18 protein-coding genes are annotated in these 17,964 nt (G+C 58.0%); 13 read left to right on the plus strand and 5 right to left on the minus strand.

Annotation, left to right across the window (positions count from 1 at the left end):
• Positions 1-89: 89 nt before the first annotated feature.
• Positions 90-1,037 carry a D-2-hydroxyacid dehydrogenase family protein gene (locus tag V6Z53_RS17685; RefSeq protein ID WP_338580895.1) on the minus strand — a complete coding sequence of 316 codons (948 nt, stop codon included), beginning with the start codon at positions 1,035-1,037 and terminating at the stop codon, positions 90-92.
• A 130-nt stretch (positions 1,038-1,167) separates the two neighbouring features.
• Positions 1,168-3,066 carry a sigma 54-interacting transcriptional regulator gene (locus V6Z53_RS17690; protein ID WP_338580896.1) on the minus strand — a complete coding sequence of 633 codons (1,899 nt, stop codon included), beginning with the start codon at positions 3,064-3,066 and terminating at the stop codon, positions 1,168-1,170.
• 241 nt (positions 3,067-3,307) lie between these two features.
• Between V6Z53_RS17690 and V6Z53_RS17695 the strand changes: the two genes are divergently transcribed.
• From V6Z53_RS17695 to V6Z53_RS17725, 7 genes are all read left to right on the plus strand, one after another.
• The gene (locus V6Z53_RS17695; RefSeq protein WP_020294052.1) at positions 3,308-3,790 is read left to right on the plus strand and encodes an MSMEG_0572/Sll0783 family nitrogen starvation response protein; all 483 of its coding nucleotides are present in this window, start codon (positions 3,308-3,310) and stop codon (positions 3,788-3,790) included.
• Between the two features lie 179 nt (positions 3,791-3,969).
• Positions 3,970-4,947: a Nit6803 family nitrilase gene (locus tag V6Z53_RS17700; protein WP_338580897.1), complete on the plus strand. Its 978-nt coding sequence runs from the start codon at positions 3,970-3,972 to the stop codon at positions 4,945-4,947.
• A complete protein-coding gene (locus tag V6Z53_RS17705; protein WP_338580898.1) occupies positions 4,934-6,016 on the plus strand; it encodes an MSMEG_0568 family radical SAM protein in 1,083 nt (360 codons plus the stop codon). The genes V6Z53_RS17700 and V6Z53_RS17705 overlap by 14 nt, the downstream gene beginning before the upstream one ends.
• Positions 6,017-6,030: 14 nt before the next feature.
• Positions 6,031-6,591 (plus strand): MSMEG_0567/Sll0786 family nitrogen starvation N-acetyltransferase, encoded by a 561-nt coding sequence (locus V6Z53_RS17710; RefSeq protein ID WP_338580899.1) that lies wholly within the window; start codon positions 6,031-6,033, stop codon positions 6,589-6,591.
• On the plus strand, positions 6,584-7,615 hold the full coding sequence (locus tag V6Z53_RS17715; protein ID WP_338580900.1) for a sll0787 family AIR synthase-like protein: 1,032 nt from the start codon (positions 6,584-6,586) through the stop codon (positions 7,613-7,615). The genes V6Z53_RS17710 and V6Z53_RS17715 overlap by 8 nt, the downstream gene beginning before the upstream one ends.
• Before the next feature lies 1 nt (position 7,616).
• Positions 7,617-7,952 (plus strand): MSMEG_0570 family nitrogen starvation response protein, encoded by a 336-nt coding sequence (locus V6Z53_RS17720; RefSeq protein WP_338580901.1) that lies wholly within the window; start codon positions 7,617-7,619, stop codon positions 7,950-7,952.
• A gap of 52 nt (positions 7,953-8,004) precedes the next feature.
• Complete coding sequence (locus V6Z53_RS17725; RefSeq protein ID WP_338580902.1) at positions 8,005-9,306, plus strand: MSMEG_0569 family flavin-dependent oxidoreductase; 1,302 nt, start codon at positions 8,005-8,007, stop codon at positions 9,304-9,306.
• Positions 9,307-9,364: 58 nt separating this feature from the next.
• Here the strand turns inward: V6Z53_RS17725 and catC are convergent, their stop codons facing one another.
• Entirely contained in the window at positions 9,365-9,643 is a 279-nt protein-coding gene (gene catC, locus V6Z53_RS17730) for a muconolactone Delta-isomerase (protein WP_338580903.1), read from the minus strand.
• Positions 9,644-9,884: 241 nt separating this feature from the next.
• Here catC and V6Z53_RS17735 point away from each other — a divergent pair, with 241 nt between their 5' ends.
• Both V6Z53_RS17735 and V6Z53_RS17740 read left to right on the plus strand, forming a co-directional pair.
• Positions 9,885-11,066 carry an MFS transporter gene (locus tag V6Z53_RS17735; protein WP_338580904.1) on the plus strand — a complete coding sequence of 394 codons (1,182 nt, stop codon included), beginning with the start codon at positions 9,885-9,887 and terminating at the stop codon, positions 11,064-11,066.
• Between the two features lie 121 nt (positions 11,067-11,187).
• Positions 11,188-11,826: a dTMP kinase gene (locus V6Z53_RS17740; protein ID WP_338580905.1), complete on the plus strand. Its 639-nt coding sequence runs from the start codon at positions 11,188-11,190 to the stop codon at positions 11,824-11,826.
• A 42-nt stretch (positions 11,827-11,868) separates the two neighbouring features.
• On the opposite strand, the gene V6Z53_RS17745 is transcribed toward V6Z53_RS17740, so the two are convergent.
• The gene (locus V6Z53_RS17745) at positions 11,869-12,648 is read right to left on the minus strand and encodes an IclR family transcriptional regulator (RefSeq protein ID WP_338580906.1); all 780 of its coding nucleotides are present in this window, start codon (positions 12,646-12,648) and stop codon (positions 11,869-11,871) included.
• A 214-nt stretch (positions 12,649-12,862) separates the two neighbouring features.
• Here V6Z53_RS17745 and V6Z53_RS17750 point away from each other — a divergent pair, with 214 nt between their 5' ends.
• From V6Z53_RS17750 to V6Z53_RS17765, 4 genes are read left to right on the plus strand one after another with little or no spacing between them, the layout of a single operon-like run.
• A complete protein-coding gene (locus V6Z53_RS17750) occupies positions 12,863-13,645 on the plus strand; it encodes an ABC transporter substrate-binding protein (RefSeq protein WP_338580907.1) in 783 nt (260 codons plus the stop codon).
• Positions 13,642-14,310: an amino acid ABC transporter permease gene (locus tag V6Z53_RS17755; protein WP_338580908.1), complete on the plus strand. Its 669-nt coding sequence runs from the start codon at positions 13,642-13,644 to the stop codon at positions 14,308-14,310. The genes V6Z53_RS17750 and V6Z53_RS17755 overlap by 4 nt, the downstream gene beginning before the upstream one ends.
• The gene (locus V6Z53_RS17760; RefSeq protein ID WP_338580909.1) at positions 14,307-15,059 is read left to right on the plus strand and encodes an amino acid ABC transporter ATP-binding protein; all 753 of its coding nucleotides are present in this window, start codon (positions 14,307-14,309) and stop codon (positions 15,057-15,059) included. Before V6Z53_RS17755 ends, V6Z53_RS17760 begins: the two co-directional genes overlap by 4 nt.
• On the plus strand, positions 15,056-16,324 hold the full coding sequence (locus V6Z53_RS17765; protein WP_338580910.1) for an FAD-binding oxidoreductase: 1,269 nt from the start codon (positions 15,056-15,058) through the stop codon (positions 16,322-16,324). The genes V6Z53_RS17760 and V6Z53_RS17765 overlap by 4 nt, the downstream gene beginning before the upstream one ends.
• A 146-nt stretch (positions 16,325-16,470) precedes the next feature.
• Here V6Z53_RS17765 and V6Z53_RS17770 read toward each other — a convergent pair whose 3' ends face one another.
• A complete protein-coding gene (locus V6Z53_RS17770; protein WP_338580911.1) occupies positions 16,471-17,874 on the minus strand; it encodes a DUF1214 domain-containing protein in 1,404 nt (467 codons plus the stop codon).
• Between the last annotated feature and the right edge of the window lie 90 nt (positions 17,875-17,964).

A 17,964-nucleotide genomic window follows, 5' to 3' on the forward strand; every position in this document is an offset into this window, starting at 1 on the left:
GCACACGTTCTATGCAATTTTGCACAAGCGCGTCATCACTTTTGCCTTTGTAGACGGGGACCAAATTGCCGCCGAGAAAGGGCGATGCTTCAGGACTGAGGAAGGAAACGTGGGACATCTACGCCTTGCTTCCAACCCAACAGTGCATCAGCCGCGGCGTCGGCGAACTGCGCATACATCTCATCAGTCGGCCAGCCGAGATGGGAAGTCAGGATGACATTCGACAGACCCGTCAAGGCGTGCCCTTGAGGCAAAGGCTCCTGATCGAACACGTCAAGTGCAGCGCCCGCAATACGACGTTCCTGAAGGGTTTGCACCAGCGCGGCTTCATCGATAATCGGGCCACGTGCCGTGTTGACGATGTAGGCTGATGGCTTCATCAAGGCCAGGCGCCGTGCGTCAATCAGCCCTCGGGATTCGGGGGCCAGCGTGGCGTGAACGGAGACGATGTCGGACTGCCTCATCAGGTCATCCAGCTCCAGTGCCGTGGCACCCATCGCCGCAGCGTCTTGCGTTGTCAGCCTCAGGCCCCACGCTACGACATTCATGCCGAACACTTGGGCAACTTGTGTGACGTAACGACCGATATTGCCCATGCCCACGATGCCCAGTGTTTTGCCGCGCAGCACGCGCGTCATTGGCGTTGGCCATTCACCGCGTTTGACGGCGCTGTCGACCCATGGGATTTCTCTCATCAACGCCATCATCAGGCCAAAGGTGAATTCACCCGCGCTGGTGCAGAAACCCCCAGTGGCCTTGGCAATCACGATACCCAGCCTTTGCGCCGCTTCCAGATCGATGTGATAAGCATGATTGCCTGTTTGGGCGATGATGCGCAGTTCCGGGACTTGTTCCATGAACTCGGCGGTGAACAAGGTACGCTCACGATTGGCGATGACCGCGTCAAAACCTTGCAAGTCTTCTGGACCCTCAAGCGGCCCGGTGAAGATTTTGACCTGGGCGTGTTCACGCAGCCGGCGGATGCCTGAGGTGCTTTCGTAGGCATGGTGAATATCGTTAAGGACGGCAATACGCATCTTTGATTACCTGTAATTTTTTGATCAAACCGAACAGTGATCAGTGTCCCAACGTATTCAGCTTGCCCATTGCGGGCAACCGAGTTTTTAGCCACTTTCGGTTTACAAAAAATCAAGGAATGCGCGGAGGTTATTTGATTTCCAGCCGCTTGAATCTCGACGCCAGTGTCGTGGGCTTGATCCCCAGTAACTCGGCGGCGCCACCCTTGCCAAACAACTTTCCATCCGAGGCTTTGAGTGCGGCTTGCATGTTGCAACGCTCAAGCTCGCGAATCTGCGCGTCGGTCAGAATCTCGGTCGGTGGGGAGGGCTGCATGATTGCTGAAGGGCTCGGTTTCGGTTCGTCGGGCAGGTCCAGGTTCAAGTCAGCGCCGTTCGAGGTGATCAATGCGCGTTCAATGACGTTTTGCAGCTCACGAATATTTCCCGGCCAGGAATAGCGTTGCAGCCGCTCGATGTCGCTGTTGCGCAGACGCCGCCCCGGCATATTCAGGCGCTTGCCCGTCTGTTTGAGAAAGTGCGCGGCCAGAGGCGCAATATCCATCGGCCGTTCGCGCAGTGCCGGCGACTGGATAGGGAAAACGTTGAGCCGGAAATACAGGTCTTCGCGAAAGTTTTTCGCGGCGACTTCTTGCCGAAGATCCCGGTTGGTCGCGGCAATGATCCGCACATCGACCTTGCGGGTGCGTTCTTCGCCGACCCGTTCGAACTGGCCTTCCTGCAACACCCGCAGCAATTTGCTTTGCAGCTCCAAAGGGATTTCTCCGATTTCGTCGAGAAACAGCGTGCCGCCATCCGCCAGTTCAAAGCGTCCGACGCGGTCCCGCACGGCGCCGGTAAAGGCGCCCCGAATGTGCCCGAAAAACTCGCTTTCAAACAATTCGGCCGGAATCGCCGCGCAGTTGACGCGAATCAGCGGACTGGCATTGCGCCGGCTGGCTTGATGGATTGCGCGGGCGATCAGTTCCTTGCCGGTCCCCGATTCGCCGTTGATCAGCACGCTGGCATCGGTGGGGGCGACCACGTCGATCTGTTTGATGATTTTTTTGATCGGCTCGCTCTGGCCGACGATTTCGCGGAAGTTGTGCTCGATGTGAATCTCTTCCTGCAAGTACGCGTTTTGCTCTTCCAACCGATCCTTTAGCACCTTGAGTTCTTCCAGGGCACTTTGCAGTTGGTTTTCAGTGCTGCGCCGTTCGGTGATGTCACGAAACACCACCACAGCACCCACAATGCGCCCATCGGAAATCACCGGTGTGCTGGTGAATTCCACCGGAAACGAACTGCCGTCACGACGCCAGAACACCTCCTGACGTCCCTCATGCATCACGCCGTCGCGCACGGCCTTGTAGATAGGGCAATCATCGACCGGGTAGTGGCTGCCGTCGGCGTGGGTGTGGTGGTGGATGCGATGGATATTCTTGCCGATCATGTCCTGCGGTTCCCAACCCAGCATGCGCGCACCGGCCGGGTTGACGAAGGTGGCCAGACCGTCGCTGTTGATGCTGTAGATGCCGTCACCGACCGAACTGAGCAAGAGCTGATTGTCGCGTTCGGTTTCCTGGAACAGGTTGAGAATGTTGCGCCATTCGATCAGCCCACCGCGCATGGTGCGCTCGGTGTGGGCCTGGTCGCGCTGATACTTCTCATGGCTCAGCTCGCGCAGCACCAGGATCAGCTGTTGCTCTCCCTTGATCTGAAGGATGGTGGCGGAGATTTCCAGCTCGATGCGTTCGCCGCTTTTGCAGTTGCAACTCAGCTCTTCGCTCCAGCCGCGACCTTTGTCCATGACCGCTTGCGTGAACACAATCAGGTCCGCGAGTTGATGGCCGAACAGCTTGCTCACCGGCAGTTCCAGCAACTCCTGACGCGGATAGCCGAGCAACTTGCAGGCGGCGATGTTCAGATCGCCCAGCCGATCGGTAAACGGATTGAGCAACACGATGGCTTCGGCGCAATGCTCGAACACCATGTGCCGTGACGAGTACGCCAGATCGGCCCAGCCGGTTAAAGAGTCTGCTTCGTTCATGACTACGAAATCTCGTGAATGAGCGCTACGAATAATCGTATTTCTACGGGAATACGTGATTCGCCGATAGCAGCAGACACTTCAAATAAAACCGGCTCAGATTGGCATTTACAGCTAAATCAACCACTTACTTATTCGCAAAAAATAATTTTGTTTCCTGGCACGGCGTTCGCTCTATCTCCTGCAACCCGGCAGCCACACAGGCTGGCGTTCAAGCACGAAGAAACTGGAGAGCAACACTATGCCAACCGTGGACATCCCCCATTACAAAGACGGCGACTTCCTGGTCAATTACGAAGAGAAAGTCTTCGAGGACGTCAAAGCCGAACCCGGCGAAAAAGTCCTCATCACCTTTCACACCATCGCCTTCGAGGGCTCCATTGGCCTGGTCAACATGCTTCAGGCCAAGCGCCTGCTGCGCAAAGGCTTTGAAACCAAAATCCTGCTGTACGGCCCAGGCGTGCAACTTGGTGTGCAGCGCGGTTTCCCGACCCTGGGAGCAGAAGCGTTTCCCGGTCACCTGGCGGTGAACAAGCAACTCATGCAGTTCATGGAGGAGGGAGGCGAGGTCTACGCGTGCCGCTTTGCCCTGCAAGCCTTGTACGGCCAGACCGAAAAAGCCCTGATCGAAGGCATCCGCCCGATCAACCCGCTGGACGTGATGGACCTGCGCCTGCTGATGCGCCGCGAGGGCGCGATGATCATCGATACCTGGACTGCCTGACCGCACAGTTGAAATACCCCTGTGGCGAGCGAGCTTGCTCGCGCTCGACTGCGCAGCAGTCGCAAAAAACGGCTTCGAATGCCCGATTTTTGGGGCCGCTACGCAGCCCAGCGCGAGCAAGCTCGCTCGCCACAACAGCGACATCGATCTTTTGATCACTCATCAATTCAGGACCGAACATGGCCATCATTCGCGCAGCCGCCGTACAAATCAGCCCGGTGCTTTACAGCCGCGAAGGCACCGTCGACAAGGTCTGCCAGCAGATCATCGCCCTCGGTCGACAAGGCGTGCAGTTCGCCGTTTTCCCGGAAACGGTGGTGCCGTACTACCCGTATTTTTCCTTTGTGCAGCCGGCATTCGCAATGGGCGCACAGCACCTCAAATTGCTCGATCAATCCGTTACCGTTCCGTCCGCCGCCACGCTGGCCATTGGTGAGGCGTGCAAGCAAGCGGGCATGGTCGTTTCGATTGGCGTCAATGAACGCGATGGCGGCACGATCTACAACGCGCAATTACTCTTCGATGCTGACGGCAGCCTGATTCAGCATCGCCGCAAAATCACGCCGACCTATCACGAACGCATGGTCTGGGGGCAGGGCGACGGTTCCGGCCTGCGCGCCATCGACAGCGCTGTCGGGCGCATCGGTTCGCTGGCGTGCTGGGAACATTACAACCCGCTGGCCCGTTACGCCTTGATGGCGGACGGCGAGCAAATCCATGCCGCGATGTTTCCGGGTTCCCTGGTGGGAGACATTTTCGCCGAGCAGATCGAAGTCACCATCCGCCATCACGCCCTCGAATCCGCTTGTTTTGTGGTCAACGCCACTGCGTGGCTGGATGCCGATCAGCAAGGCCAGATCATGCAGGACACCGGCTGTGGCCTTGGACCGATCTCGGGTGGTTGCTTCAGCGCCATCGTGTCGCCCGAAGGCAAGTTGCTCGGCGAGCCGTTGCGTTCCGGCGAAGGCGCGGTGATTGCCGACCTTGATCTGGCCTTGATCGACAAGCGCAAACGGATGATGGATTCGGTCGGGCATTACAGCCGTCCGGAACTGCTCAGCCTGCTGATCGACCGTACGCCCGCCGTGCATGTGCATGAACGCAGGCCGCAGCTTGCAGCGGTGGCGACCGAGGAGTTCGATCATGCAAACCAATGAATTGCTGGCCGAGCTGCAATGTCATGGCGTGCGCTGGCCCGCTGCGCAGAACGGCCTGTCCCGGCAGGGTGGCGCGGGACCGTCCGACCACAAGGCGCTGAGTTTTGGCAGCCGGACGATGATGGTGCCGATCCTCAATCAGGCCTCGCAGGATTCGCCCTATCAAGCGCAACCCAGCGCCGATGGCAGCCAGGCGCTGATCTTTCGCGAAGGCTTGCAGGTCGGTCAGGTGCAAATGCCCGGTGTACCGAAGTTCTACGGGCTGAGCACCGCCGACGGCATTCCCTATTGGAAAATCGCCACGCTACACAGCAGTGATGTGCTCGCGACCACGGTGTTGCAGCACTGCATCCGTTTCAACGATCGCGGCAGCTCTTGCCAGTTTTGCGCCATCGGCCAGTCGCTGGCGGCGGGCAAAACCATCGCCCGCAAACGTCCGCAACAACTGGCGGAAGTGGCAAAAGCCGCGGTGGAACTGGATGGCGTCAAGCACATGGTGATGACCACCGGCACGCCACAAACTCCGGATCGCGGCGCGGCGATTTTGTGTGAATCCGCCGCCGCGGTGACCGCTGCGGTCGACCTGCCGATTCAGGCCCAGTGCGAGCCGCCGGATGACGATCGCTGGTTCCAGCGTCTGGCCGACAGCGGCGTGGTCTCGCTGGGTATGCACCTTGAAGCGGTCACCGATGAAGTGCGCCAACGCATCATGCCCGGCAAGGCCGAAGTGCCGCTGAGCCGTTACTTCGAGGCATTCAGCGCAGCGGTCGAGGTGTTCGGTCGAGGCCAGGTCAGTACCTACATTCTTGCCGGCTTGGGCGACAGCGAAGCGGCGATCAGTGCGATGAGCGAGCGTTTGTGTGAGCTGGGGGTGTACCCGTTCGTGGTGCCCTTCGTGCCTATCGACGGCACGCCGTTGGCCCATCACCCCAAACCCGACAGCGCGATGATGGCCCGTTTGTATCCGCAGATCGGCGCGAGCCTGCGTCGTCACGGTTTGCACTCCGATCAGATCAACGCCGGTTGCGCCAAATGCGGCGCGTGCTCGGCCCTGAAAAGCTACGAATAAGCCGGAGAACACCCATGCCCAATCTCGCCTTTGCTTTGGTCGACAGCACGTTTGAACCGTTTCGTGCGGGTGAATTGCTGGTCAAGCCCGCCAGCGAACACTGGGAGAAACAGGCCTATTTCGCCCTGCGGCGCTCGGTGTTTTCCGATGAGCAACAACTGCTGGCGCAAGACAAGGACCGCCATGATTTTCAGGCGATTGCCATCGTTGCCCTGGCCGGTAATTGCGGGATCTCCGATCAGGTGGTCGGCGCGGTGCGTATCTATCAGCCCGAACCGGGCCTGTGGTTCGGCGGACGCTTGTGCGTGGCCCCGGCGTATCGACGCCACAGCATGATTGGCAAGGCGCTGGTCAACGAAGCGGTGTCGCGTGCCAAGGAACTCGGCTGCGAAGTGTTCCGCGCGACGGTGCAGGCGCAAAACGAAACGTACTTTCATGCCTTGCGCTGGCAAACCCTGGAGCAACTGGAGTTGCTCGGCCAGCCTCATTGCCTGATGCAGGCGGATTTACCCAGCTACCCACTGATGCCGCGTCAGGTGTCGTTGCGCGCGTTGAAGGTGGCTCGTCATGGCTGAGGTCATTGATTTGGCAGCGCTGCTTGAGACGTTGCGCAGCACTCGCGCCATGCACTCGAAACAGGCGATCCAACAGCCAGCGGCGCTGATCGGCGGTGCAAATCCGGCACTGACCCGCGAGCAGCTTTATGCCTTGCCCGGCGATGACACGGCGGCGATAGGCTGCGGCGACCATTTTCAGTTGCTGGCCATCGAGGGCATGTTGCCGGCCTTTGTTGAAACGGCGCCTTGGTTTGCCGGGTGGTCGGCGGTCATGGCCAACGTCAGCGACATCAGCGCCATGGGTGGACGGGCGACGGCGGTGGTCAACGCGTATTGGCATCACGACAACGCGGCCGCGCAGCAATTGCTCGCGGGCATTCACGCTGCGTGCGAAGCGTATGGCTTGTTGCTCGCCGGTGGGCACACCAGCCTGACGACGGGGAATCCGACCGCGCTGGCCGTGGCGATTATCGGCGTCGCGCAAAATCTGCTGTCGACCTTGCATGTCGCGCCCGGTCAGGTCATTGCCATGGCGGTGGACCTTGATGGGCATTGGCATGCCGACAGCACCTATTGGAAAGCCTTCGAAGGTGTGCCTGCCGAACGCCTGCGCAGCAAGCTCGACGTACTGCCGCGCCTGGCAGACGCGCGACTGCTGCATGCGGCCAAAGACATCAGCAACGCCGGGGTCCTCGGCAGCCTGTTGATGCTGCTGGAAACCTCCGGCTGCGGCGCGACCATCGATTTGGCGGCAGTGCCGTGTCCGCCGGATACCGACCTGTTTCGCTGGCTGCAGGTGTTCCCCAGTTATGGCTTCTTGATGACGCTGGACGAACGCGACTGGCCGCAAGTGCAGACCGCATTCGCCTTCGAAGGCGTGCGCTGTGAGCGAGTCGGCCAGGTCAATGCCAGCGGCGCGTTGAATGTGCTGCTCGGCGAACAGCGCGGCGAATTCTGGAACCTGCGCGAGCAGGCATTCACCGGTTTCAGCTATCCCCATCTCGACCTGAGCCCCTTAAACCGCAAACAACAGGAGCACTGACATGCCCGCCGTCAATTTCAAAATCCGTTGGCCGAATGGCCAGGAAGCGAACGGTTATTCGCCCTCGACCGTGATTTTCAACTACCTGGAGGAGGGCGCCAGTTACTCGCTGCCGGACTTTCTGCAACGCCTCGAGAGCGCTTTGAACAACGCCTCGGAGCGGGTGAAGCAGGTCAAGGGTTTCTATTGCAGCTCCGCCATGGACACGTTGAGTTCACTCAAGGGCCAGGCCAGTTATCTGGTCGAGCCAGACCACGCGGCGGGACAAGTGAACATTCTCAGCCTGCGTACTGAAGGCGCAGGGCAGGTGTTCGGCGCAGGCTGGAGTTCATTTTGATACATCGATTTTTCCATTCGACCCCTTTCATTACCGAGTACCGGAGTGCCCCATGACCAGCCCACTCACCACAATCAAATCTCCACATCACAGCGTGATCGTCGTTGGCGGCGGGCAGGCCGGGCTATCCGCCAGCTACTACCTGCAACAACAGGGTATCGACCACCTGGTCCTGGAAAAACACCGACTGACCCACACCTGGCGCGATCAGCGCTGGGATGCCTTCAGTCTGGTGACGCCCAACTGGCAGTGCGCTTTGCCGGGTTACACCTATACCGACGATTTCAATGGCAGCGATCCCCACGGGTTCATGAAGAAGGATGAGATCAACCAATACCTGGCCGGCTTCGTCAAATCGGTGAATGCCCCGGCCCGTGAAGGTGTCACGGTTCAGCGCGTGGTGCCCGGTAGCCTCGGTGGTTTCGAGGTGCACACTTCGCAAGGCGAGTTCACGGCCGATCAGGTGATTGTCGCATCGGGCGGCTACCACACGCCGATCATCCCGCGCCTGGCCGAACGCTTGCCGGCCGGCATTCAGCAGATTCACTCCGAGCAATATCGCAATCCGCAGGCCTTGCCCGCCGGTAATGTGCTGGTGGTCGGTTCGGGGCAATCGGGCGCGCAAATTGCCGAGGACCTGCACCTGGCCGGGCGCAAGGTGTATCTGGCCGTGGGTGATGCACCGCGGTGCGCGCGGTTTTACCGTGGCAAGGATGTGGTCGATTGGCTGGCGCAAATGGGTTACTACGAGATTGGCGTTGACACCCATCCGCTGCGTGAAGGCGTGCGGGATAACACCAACCACTACGTCACCGGCCGCGACGGTGGGCGCGATATTGACCTGCGCAGCTTTGCCCGCGAAGGCATGGAGTTATACGGTCGCCTGGAGGGTTTGCAGGGCACTCGCCTGCAGTTTGCCAACAACCTTGGCGAAAGCCTGGACAGTGCCGATGCGGTCTACAACCGCATCAATGCGTCAATCGACAAGTACATCGAACAGCACTCGATTGATGCCCCGACCGGAGCGCGTTACCAGCCGAGCTGGACGCCCGCTCAGGAGCGCAGCGAACTGGACCTGGAGAGCGAAGGCATCACCAGCATCATCTGGTGCATCGGCTTCAGCCCGGACTTTAGCTGGGTCGATGCGCCGGTCTTCAACGGGCGAGGTCACCCCGGCCACCAACGTGGGATCACGGCGCAGCCTGGTTTGTATTTCCTCGGCCTGCCATGGCTGTACACGTGGGGCTCGGGGCGTTTCTCCGGCGTGGCGCGGGATGCGGAGTTTCTCGTGCAGCACATTGTCGACGGCGCGCAGGAGAGCACAGCGCGCCGCCGGCGTTCGGCAGCAGGCTAAGTATCAACGGGCGGTTTGTGTCACTTCGCGGATCTTTTTCACTTGCCCGGCTCATCCGTCAGACGATGGACGCCGGGTGCTTGCTCAACGGCGTGACTTCCAGTGCCATGAACGGAAACAAGGGCAGGGAGCTGAGGATTTCGTGAAGTTCGTCGTTACTGTCGACATCGAAAATGCTGACGTTTGCCCACTTGCCAGCTACCCGCCACAGATGAAGCCATTTGCCTTCGCGCTGAAGATTCTGCGCTAGCTTCATCTCCGTTGCGCTGAGGTTTCTTATTTTTTCCTGATCGGCGTCGTGGGGAATGTGGATCTGCATCGTTACTTGAAAGAGCATACGTGTCTCCTATTAATTAAAGGCGACCATGCGCCTGCGTGGCTTCATTACAGGAGCGGGCAATTAAAAGTTCAACTGACTTTTTGGAGTGTGAAGATTGAGAAAAAGCCAATCGTAAGTTCGAGTATAAAAAAAGTGCTTGTGAATTTCTGCACATCAGCTCCGCATTTTCGGCCGTATGTAGGCTAAAGAGCAGTCTGTATGCTCGCCTCACTACGGGAATTCATGCGGAGTACAAACAATGACTACTGAAGCGAGAGTCGATAATACACTTGGCGTGATGCGAGCAGCCTGGGTCATCACAGCCATTTTTATACTGTCCAACGCAGCAACACCCTTATATGGCTTCTGGCAGGATAAGTTGGGATTTGCGTCAGGAATACTGACCGTCATTTTTGGTTGTTACATTCTCGGCTTGTTATTGACGTTAGTTGTTGCCGGGCAACTCTCTGATCACTATGGGCGCAAGGCGATGCTGCTGCCGGGCATTGTGATTGCCATCTTGGCCGCGCTGCTATTTGAAGCGGCAGACAGTGTTCTTGTCTTGATGCTTGCACGCTTTTTAACAGGCGTTTCAGTGGGGATCGTTGTTTCGGCGGGAATGGCCAACGTCGTTGAGCAGACCTCGTCGCATCGCCGGCAATTTGCTTCGTTAATAGCCTCTGTCGCCATGGTGGCGGGCGCTGGATCGGGGCCGCTGCTAGCGGGGCTGATCGCCCATTCCTATGCGGATCCGATCCGACTGGTGTTCAGCGCTGAAATCTTGCTGTTGCTGCTTGCGCTGGTCGCGGTTGTTCGCCAGCCACACCGCAAGCTAGGCACAGGAGCATTTCGTCCCAAGTTTCCTTCTATTCCAAAGCAGAGCATCGGCATTGTGTTGCTGGGAATCACCTTTTTCGGGCCCGGCATAACGGCCACGTCTTTTGTACTCTCCTTGGGACCGAAGATGCTCGCGACACTGTTGCATACCAATCAGCCACTCCTGAGTGGGGTGATGGCGTTTTTCATGTTTCTTGTCGCGGTGCTTGTGCAATTTGCGATGAAGCCGTTCGGTGTTAGACGGATGTTTGCGTTGAGCGGGCTCTCGACGATTGTCGGGATGATCAGCTTGTGGCTTGCGCTGCACTTTGGTTCTGCGGCTTGGCTTTTGGTCGGCGCTTTATTCGCGGGTGCCGGTCAAGGCCTGGGGCAATTGGGCGGGTTGACGCTAATTGCCGAAAACGTGTCGGCCAATCGCCGCGCTGAAGCGAACGCGATCTTCAATATCGGCGGATACATTCCAGCGGGCATCATTCCAGTCGCCACGGGTTATCTGATTGAGTTTTTTGGCCTGGAAGCCGGCGTGACCGCGCTTGCCTGTTTCATTGCCGGCAGCGCTCTGTTGGCGTTGGGCGGATTGGCGCAGACCAGGACGGTCTCCTGAGTGTTAGAGTGTTCTTCGATGTCCGTTCTTAAGGGCCCTCCACTCGATTCGCGTATTCGTCCCAAACGGGTCTGGCGAACGAACAGGGCAAAAAAACCGTATATCAATTGTTATGTGAAGAATGAATCGTCCGCTGTTTGTTTCTCTAGATGGTCCCAAGGGAGCCGGAAAAACCACACTGTTGGAGGCCGTTACGAAAGTACTGAGGGCAGACAACAAAAAAGTGATCCGGCTTTGCGAGAAAAAAAGCGATCCCTTTCGGGGGGAAACAATGACCCTCGTAAACAAACTCGTCAGAAATCCCACCCGGGATTTGGAGTTGGAGGTTTGTGAGCGCTTTGCTGATAGCCGTGCGTGGATCTCCCGGCACGTCCTGGCTAAACAGCCACCAGACAGCATCGTCTTGATCGATCGCTGGTATCCGTCGGATGCTGCGTTTCGGCGAATAGTCCCGTTTGCAGAGATTCTGCAGTTGAACCTTGATCGAAACGTGCGAGTGCCAGACCTGCATGTCGGGGTTGTCACCGACCCTGATATTTCATGGGCGAGGGCAGCGGCACGATCGCGTGGGCTGAGCAGTACTGTGATCCATAAGCTCGAAGAACATGTCGCTTGTACCAAGGCGTTCGAGCGAGCGGTTGCGGATCACGGCTGGGTTTTATGCCGAAATGAAGGAACGATCGAAGAGGCAACGAAGCAGGTGGTTTACGAGATCTATAGAGTCCTTCGATGCCCCGCAGGCGAAGTTCGCCGGTCTTGATGCGGTGGAAAATGCCGGAGTGCTCGATTCAAAGGCACGAGATCAATCCAGGTTCCGCGCCGAGTTGGTCAACGCACGGGAACATTGCAACAGCGCCGGCGCCAGTTGCCGCTCGGCATCCGCGCGGCTCCAGCGACTGGTGGGTGCTACCACATGCACCGCCGCTACCGGCCGGCCGTTAGCCCCCAGCACCGGTGCACCGATGGTCATATCGCCGAGGAAAAGTTCCTGGGTATTGACTGCATAACCTTGCTCGCGCACCACCTGCAGCGATTCCAGAATACTGTCGACCTGCGTCAGCGTATGGCTGGTATGGGCAATTCGCTGGCTATGTTCGATTAACACCAACGCTTCATCCTGGGGCAGCGCACTTAAGTAGGCCCTGCCAGACGCGGTGCAATACATCGGCACACGCGAGCCGATCGGCATATGCACCGGCACAAAACCTGAGCTGACGAAGCGCGCAATGTAGGTCATGTCGTAACCCGCTGGCTCCGTAAGGCAGGAGGTCTCTCCGGTCAGTCGCGTCAGTTCGGAAAGGAACGGGTTGGCCACTTCAATCAGCGAATGAGCATCCAGATAACTGAACCCCAGCTCCAGCACACGTGGTGTCAGTTGGTAATGACGTGTGCGCGGGTGTTTCCGAAGGTAACCAAGGCTTTCCAGGGTAAACACCATGCGCTGGGCGGAGCTCTTCGTCATGCCAGCGGCGGCAGCCACCTCTGCAAGGCTCATGCTACGGCGCTGTGCACTGAAAGCCTTGAGCACTGACAGGCCTTTTTCCAAGGATTGATTGTGCAAACTGTTGCGTTCTTCTGGCATGGCGAACTCGTTGTCAGATTGATCAATTACAAGGAGATTTCTACAGCATAAAGCAAAAATAGACCATTAAATATCGCATATCGATACGAACAGATCATTTATAGCGTTTTGTGAATCGATATTCGCCATATTTCAATCGGAATGGCATGAGGCTTGCGATTGTTCTCCTGCCGCCAGCGGTACTGACGATCCGTTTTCCTTTTGGAGTAACCCGATGAACAGTCTTTCACAGTTGTTTCGCCATCTTGCGTTCGGTCTATGCGCCACCGTTTGCGTGGCCAACGTGCACGCTGCCAGTGCAACCTCGTACAAAGTGGGTGCAACAGCGAGCGGTTCGCCGTTTACCTTTCTCGATATCAAGAGCAATAGCATCCAGGGGGTGATGGTCGACGTCGCCGAAGCGGTGGGAAAGGCAGGGGGCTTCACCAGCCAGATCGAACAGACCAACTTCGCCGCGCTCATTCCCTCTCTGACATCCGACAAGCTCGACTTCATTTCCGCCGGCATGCTGAAAACCGAAGAGCGTAAAAAAGTCGTCGACTTCAGTAACCCGGTCTACGCCTACGGTGAAGGCCTGATCATCAGCGCCGATGACAATGCCGCCTACCCCGACCTGACTTCGCTCAAAGATCAGGTAGTGGGGGTGCAGGCCGGCACCATCTTTTATGACCAGCTCAACAAGCTCGGCATCTTCAAGGAAATCCGTACCTACGACTCCATTGGCGAGATGGTCCGTGACCTGTCCCTGGGTCGCATCAAGGCCGCTGTTGGTGACCAGCCGGTGGTGGCGTATCAGATCCGCCAGAATCTATTCAAAGGCGTGAAACTGGCCGCCGACTACAAGCCCACAAATGTCGGCGAGGTTTGCCTGGTGGTGCGCAAGGGCGATACCGAAACCCTCGAGCGATTGAACCAAGCCATCGCCAGCATCAAGGCTGACGGAACCTTGGCCAGTATCCTCAAGAAGTGGGGGCTTGATGCCCAGGTGAACCTATGAGCCCCACTGAATTCCTGCAAAGCGCCGTGGATTTTTTACCCATCCTGCTTCAGGGCGCCTGGGTGACTATCCAGATCACCGTGCTGTCGTTCCTGCTCAGCAGCGCCATCGGCCTGGTGCTTGCATTGCTCAAGCTGTCGCCGATCCGCGCGCTGTCGGTGGCGGCGAGCACGGTGATCAACGTGATTCGCGGCCTGCCGATCATCGTGCAGCTGTTTTACATTTATTTCGTGTTGCCGGACATGGGCGTGCACCTCAGCGCCTTCCAGGCCGGGGTGATCGGCATGGGTATCGCTTACTCCGCCTATCAGGCTGAAAACTTTCGCACCGGCATCATTGCCGTGGAGCAAGGACAGCGCGAAGCCGCCGAAGCCTTGGGAATGCGCTCGGTATTGATGATGCGCCGCGTGATTCTGCCCCAGGCATTCCGCATCGCACTGCCGCCCTATGGCAATACCTTGGTGATGATGCTCAAGGACTCGTCACTGGTGTCCACCATCACCGTCGCCGAAATGACGCGCCAAGGGCAATTGATTGCCTCATCCACCTTTCAGAACATGACTGTTTACACCCTGGTAGCTCTGCTTTACCTGCTGATGAGCCTGCCGTTGGTGTATGGCCTGCGTCGCATGGAACAGCATCTGGGCCGGAGGAAAAAAGCATGATCAAGATTCGACAACTGCAAAAACATTACGGCAACCACCGCGTACTGCACGGAGTGGATCTGGACGTGGCCAAGGGTGAAGTGGTGTGTCTGATTGGCCCCTCTGGCTCGGGCAAATCCACGCTACTGCGCTGTATCAATGCACTGGAAACCTACGATGGCGGCGCCATCACCGTGTTCGGCGAAACCGTGCAACGCAGCAGTAAAACCGTGCACGCGCTCAGAAGTCGCATGGGCATGGTGTTCCAGCGTTTCAACCTGTTTCCCCATCGCACCGTATTGGAAAACGTCATGGAAGGCCCGGTATACGTCAAAGGTGAATCACCCTCTCAAGCACGTGAGGAGGCCTTGGCCCTACTGGAAAAAGTCGGCCTGTCGGCAAAGGCGCAATCCTATCCGGAACAACTTTCCGGCGGTCAGCAACAACGGGTGGCCATCGCGCGTGCCTTGGCGATGAAGCCCGAAGCCATGCTGTTCGACGAACCTACCTCGGCCCTCGACCCTGAGCTGGTGGGCGATGTGCTGGAAGTCATGCGCACCTTGGCGGATGAAGGCATGACCATGATCGTGGTCACCCATGAAATGGGTTTTGCTCGTGAAGTGGCCGACCGCGTGTGCTTCCTCCATGGCGGTTACATCGTTGAAAGCGGCCCGGCAGAGCAAGTCCTGGGCAATCCGCAGCAACCGCGAACGCAAGACTTTTTGCGCCGGGTACTGCATCCGACCGCCAGCACCCGGAGCCTGTCATGAAGTCACTTTGGGCAGCGACTGCGCCAACAGCCGTACCGACGCCTGCGTTGAGCGAATCGTTGAAGGTAGATGTGGCGATTGTGGGGGCAGGGTATACCGGTTTGTCGACGGCCCTGCATCTGGCTGAGAAGGGTGTAAGTGTCTGCGTCCTGGAAGCCAACGAACCTGGCTGGGGGGCCTCGGGCCGTAATGGTGGGCAGGTCAACCCGACGTTGAAATACGATCCGGATCAACTGGTGCAAATGTACGGTGCTGAGCGCGCTGAACCGTTGATCGATGTTGTGTCGAGCTCTGCTGACCTGGTGTTCAATTTGATCCAGCGGCATGAGATTGATTGCGCGCCGGTGCGAAAGGGATGGATGCAGGTTTCCTACTCGGACAAAGGCGTGGCCGGGCTGCATGCCCGTGCGGATCAGTGGGCCCGGCGTGGCGTGCCAGTGCAGTGTCTGGATGCGAGAACAGTGGCGACTCGCATGGGCAGTGAAGCTTTTGCCGGCGGTTGGCTGGATGGTCGAGCCGGCGCGATTCAGCCTTTGGCTTATGCACGCGGATTGGTGCGTGCGGCGCTGACGGCAGGTGTGCGGATTCATGGTCAGAGCGCCGTGACTGCGTTGCAGCGTCAAGGCTCCGGGTGGCAATTGCAGACCGCTGGGGGCGCACAAGTAACGGCGGATCAGGTGGTGCTGGCAACCAACGGCTACAGCAGCAACCTGTGGCCCGGTATGGCGCAAAGCATATTGGCTGCCAACAGTTTTATCGTCGCCACCAAACCGTTGAGTGGGTCTGTTGCCGACAGTATTTTGCCTGGACAGGAAACGGTTTCTACGGCGCAACGATTACTGCTGTATTTCCGTAAGGATGCCTACGGACGTCTGTTGATGGGAGGGCGCGGCTTGTTCAACGATCCCACTGGGCCGACGGACTTTGCTCACCTTGAGCGCTCGCTGGCATTGCTGTTTCCGCAGTTGGGGCCACTGGAGTTTGAGTATCACTGGGCTGGACGGATCGCCATCACTCGGGACTTCATGCCCCATGTTCATGAACCGGCGCCAGGGCTGACCTTGGCGCTTGGGTGTAATGGGCGGGGGATCGCTTTGTGTACCAGCCTTGGGCAACAGTTGGCCGGGCGCTTATGTGACAACCGCGCGGCATTTGCGTATCCGGTGTCGCCATTGCAGCGGCTGCCATTACATGGATTGCAGAGGTTCTATATTGGCGCGGGGGTGGCGTGGTATAGCTTGTTGGATCGGTTGAATGTGAGCTGAGGATTCTCTATTGCAGTCGCTGTCTCCGAACTCTTGTTCATGAGCAATTTAGAGCTTTGAAGGGACGCCGAGGGCGCAGGAGCGTTCTTGAAACGTCACAGGGATTGCGATGTCGGGCACCGTGCACCGACACCGCAATGACCATTTCAGTCCACGCGCTTGATCGCCGGGAGGCGATAAGAACCATCAAGCACGGATGATCCAGGTCCGTAGAAACGCATGGTCAGGTTGAACGGCCCGGCCGGTGCCGGTAGCCAGTTTGACGTGTCGCTCGGGCGTTCCTGCTGGATTAGCAGGGTCAGCGAACCGTCTGCGGCCGGTTTGAGTCCTGCGGTCATGCTGCCAATGCTGTATCGGCCGAAGGCGTTTTCGACAAACAGCATATCCGCGCCGTACATCGACAGATTCCAGAACAACGAGGCAGGCGGTTGCTGGCCCTCGGCGAATTGCATGACGTACTTGTGCTTGCCATCCAGAGCGCTTCCCTGGTCGTCCACCTGTGTGTTGGGATATAGCACTTGCTCCGATAGCTGTGCACCAATCACGTTTTTGGCCAGCGCAGCGCGCATCGCGTAATCATGACCAGCGCGGCCACCGACCATGAAGTAACGCCAGCCGTTGGTGACTTCGCCCAAATTCTTCCAGCGCTGATCGACGATCTGCTGGGCGGCTGCAACAGCACGGGTCAGCCCACGCAAGGTCGCCTCATCGAGTGAGCGCCAATCAAACCCCATATCTGGGCTCAAACCAATCAGGCGCAATTGCGTCATGAACGCCTCATCCTGATCGCCACTCGCCGGCATGAACTGCTGCATGGCGTGCCCGAGCTGGTCAAAAAAACGCACGCCTTCCGGGGCCGTACCGTTGAAGACAGGAATGTCTGCGGTACTCGGCTTGTATTGCAGACCATCGCGCAAATAAGCGGACAACGGCATGATCTGGAAACCTTTTTGCGCTTCGATGGCGGCGGCGACATCCTGCTCGCCGTTGGCGAAAATACGTACCGCAATTACCCCCCACTTGGTGCGGCTCGGCACCTGGGTCATTTCACGAGGCACCGTGCCATGAAAGTCCGGACCGGTGATCAGGTAATCGCCCGGTTGAGCGCCTTTGATACCACCAATGTTGTGGGTGACTTCATCGAAGGTGTTGCCAATCTGGGTCAAATACCAGCGTGGTTCAGTCAGCGCGGGGACATGCACAACCAGCGGTTCCTTGGACACGTCAAAGCGCGCGTAGGCATCGATCGTCACATTATTGGGTGTGACAACCGTGCGGTCCTTTGCGGTTTTCAATGCGCTGTACTTGCGCAGGGTGTTCATGCCCACCGCGCCGGCCTGAAGACTTTTCGGCCCCGTCACATCATAAAAATACAGGGGAAAACCCCACAGGTAAGCCTGCACACCAAGGGTGTAAGCGTTTTCTTCGCGGGCCTGTTCGGCTGAAAGGATAGATGTTGCTGGCGCGTCGTTACTGGCCGATTGTGCGGGGAGGGGAAGAAGTAGCGAAAGACTCAGACCGATGGCCAGAGCGAGTCTTGTCATTATCATGTTCGGTTCCTTGACGAATGAAGATGCCTTTCACTTGGAAAGCTGCATCACGTGCTTCATCCGTCATCCAGATGAAGTACGTGATTAGGC

This window comes from Pseudomonas sp. MAG733B, from assembly GCF_036884845.1.
GTDB lineage: Bacteria > Pseudomonadota > Gammaproteobacteria > Pseudomonadales > Pseudomonadaceae > Aquipseudomonas.